Genomic DNA, 2,483 nt, shown 5'->3' with positions numbered 1-2,483 from the left:
CCCCCGGGCTCGATGCTCGTGCGCGGATAGGCCCACTCGGGGCTGAAGGACGCCACGTGCGCCGCGAGCTGCTCGAAGCCGTAGGTGTAGCGCTCGACGTAGTCGCGATCGTAGAGCCCCTCCTGGACGATCACGTGCGTCCAGGCGAGCAGCAGGGCGATGTCCGTGCCCGGCTTGATCGGCAGCCAGTAGCGCGCCTTCGCGGCGGCGGTCGAGAAGCGCGGATCGACGACGATGAGATCGCCGCCAGCGCGCAGGAAGTCGGCGAAGTCCTGCACCTGAGTGTTGTGCATGTTCTCGCCCAGGTGCGAGCCGATCAGGGTCAGGCAGCGCGCGCCGGCGATGTCCGTGCGCTCGGGCGATTCGACGCCCTCGCCGAAGGTGAGGCTGAAGCCGACGTCCCGCGGGCCGCGGCACTGGGCGTAGGAGGGCGCGGCGATGTTCGGCGAGCCGTAGGCCTTGAACAGGTGCTTCAGCCAGTTGCCGCCGTAGCCGTGATAGAAGAGCGCGAGCGCGCTCGCGCCGTGCGCCTGCCTGATGCGCTCGAAGCGCTCGGCCACGGTGTCGAGCGCGTCGTCCCAGCTCGCCGGGGCGAAGGCCTGCTCGCCGTTCTTGCGGATGCGGATCAGCGGCTGCTTGAGGCGATCGGGGTCGTAGAGCAAACCGGTGCCGCCGGCGCCACGCGGACAGAGCCGCCCGCGCGAGAGCGGGTGCTTGGGGTTGCCCCTGATCTTGGTGACGCGGCCGCCGGCGACGTGGGCGAGGATGCCGCACTTCCAGAAACAGAGCTCGCAGAAGCTGGCGACCACGCGCTCGCCCTCCGTGCCCGGGTCCGCGACGGGGTTGGCGTAGACGCCGTACCAGTCGCTGACAAGGCCGCCGCCGACGGCAGCGCCGCCCAGGCTCGCGCCGCCGATCTTGATGAACTCGCGCCGGTTCATGCCGCTCATCCGCGTCCCTCCTGACCGGCGGGCGCCGATCTCTCGCCGTGCAGCCAATCGCAGACCGTCGAGACCAGATCGCCGATCACCCGACTGCTCGCCGAGAGGGCGATCTCGCCCGAGGGGCCGCGCCCGGCGGCGGCGATCAGATCCAGCTCGCGCAGGGGCAGGAGCAGCCGCGCAACGCTCGACTGGGGCAGGCCCGTGGCGGCAACCAGATCCTTCTGGCTCGCGGGGCCCCGGGCCAGCCGGCAGGCGAGCTCGAGGCGGCCGGGGTGAGACAGGGCCTTGAAGATGCGAGCGGCCCGGGCGATCTCCTCGGGCTGGTGCTGGTGTTCGGGCGGGCTGCTCATCCGAGCTCCTCTCGCGGGTCCAGGCCTGGCTGGATATCTGCATATCCGAAAATACGGATTCAGCCTTGACTGTCAACCCTTTTGTGCGGGAGTTCACAAGCGGGGGACTCCCAACCATGCGGGCTGCACGATCGGCGAGATCCCTGAAGAAAGAGCTTGATCATAACTGGCGGTGGTGTAAGCCTTTTGCGCAGACTGGGAGGGGCTGGGCCCTGGCGTTCGCATTGCTTGACGGTATCGATTGAGCGTGCTTCCCCATCCTGCCTCTGGAGCGTGGTCACGATGCGCTGGCCCTCCTTCCCGATCCTGTTTGCGGTCGGCCTCCTGGCCTGGGCGACAGGCTGCCGCCCGAGCGTCGACGAATGGCGCAGCCTCGAGGAGACCGGCACCTTGCCGGAGCCCGCCTACTCCACACACGTGGTCCTCTACGGCGATGCCCTGCGCGGACTCGAGCAGGAGCAGCTGGCACCCTTCGATCACATCGTGCTCGAGGCGGAGACCTTTGCCCAGCTCGAGGCCCGGCATCGCCACCGCGCCCTCCTCTACTTCAATCCCTGGGGCAAGAGCTGCTACACGGACAGCCTGCGCGGCTGGCCGGAGTGGCAGCCGGCGCCGGGCGAGCTCGGCGAGCCGGACATCGTCCTCAATGGCAGCGTGCACTGCTACCGCTTCGATGACGCCCACGTGAGCGATTTCCTCGGCTGGATCGAGGCCTTCCTCGCGGAGTGGGGGGACGGGGTCGCCGGCGTCTTCCTCGACGACTTCGGCTACGAGCGCGAGTGGTGGAGCGGCGCCCCGGCGGATCGCGACTCCGTCTGGGGGCCCTACGACGGCCGTCCCGGCTGGCGGGAGGCGCCCTACGACTGGAACCGCGAGCGCATCGCGGCCATCGAGGCGGGGGCGCGCGATCTCGTCCTCGCGCACTGCGGGCCGCGCGGCCTGCTCGTCGTGAACGGCATCGCGCGCACGCTGCCGGGCGTGCGACGCTTCGCCGAGAACGTCGGCGCGCCGCACTCGGAGGCGTGGGAGCGGCTCGAGATCGAGGGCGTCGACCCCCTGCGCTACGTGCGGGCCGGGGACCTCCTGCAGGTGAACGGCATCGGCGCCAGCGGCCAGTGGGGGGACTGGGCAAGCACCCCGGCGGGCGAGGGGGGCACGAATCTCGCGCGGGCCTGCGCGCTGGCCCGCG

At 70.5% G+C, this 2,483-nt stretch carries 3 protein-coding genes; 1 reads left to right on the top strand and 2 read right to left on the bottom strand.

Annotated elements, in window-relative coordinates; all coding sequences use genetic code 11:
* Window positions 1–950 (bottom strand): nitrate reductase (locus FJ251_15455; protein MBM4119099.1); only part of this gene is annotated, 950 nt, incomplete at its 3' end.
* Window positions 947–1,294 (bottom strand): helix-turn-helix domain-containing protein, encoded by a 348-nt coding sequence (locus FJ251_15450; protein MBM4119098.1) that lies wholly within the window; start codon window positions 1,292–1,294, stop codon window positions 947–949. The genes FJ251_15450 and FJ251_15455, both read right to left, overlap by 4 nt.
* A 282-nt stretch (window positions 1,295–1,576) precedes the next feature.
* Between FJ251_15450 and FJ251_15445 the strand changes: the two genes are divergently transcribed.
* Window positions 1,577–2,483, top strand: a 907-nt coding sequence (locus tag FJ251_15445) for a hypothetical protein (GenBank protein MBM4119097.1), incomplete at its 3' end; no start/stop codon positions are given.

The organism is bacterium, from assembly GCA_016873475.1.
Taxonomy (GTDB): Bacteria; Krumholzibacteriota; Krumholzibacteriia; order JACNKJ01; family JACNKJ01; genus VGXI01.
Note: the sequence above shows the minus strand (reverse complement) of the source record. Positions and strands in the feature narration are given on the sequence as shown.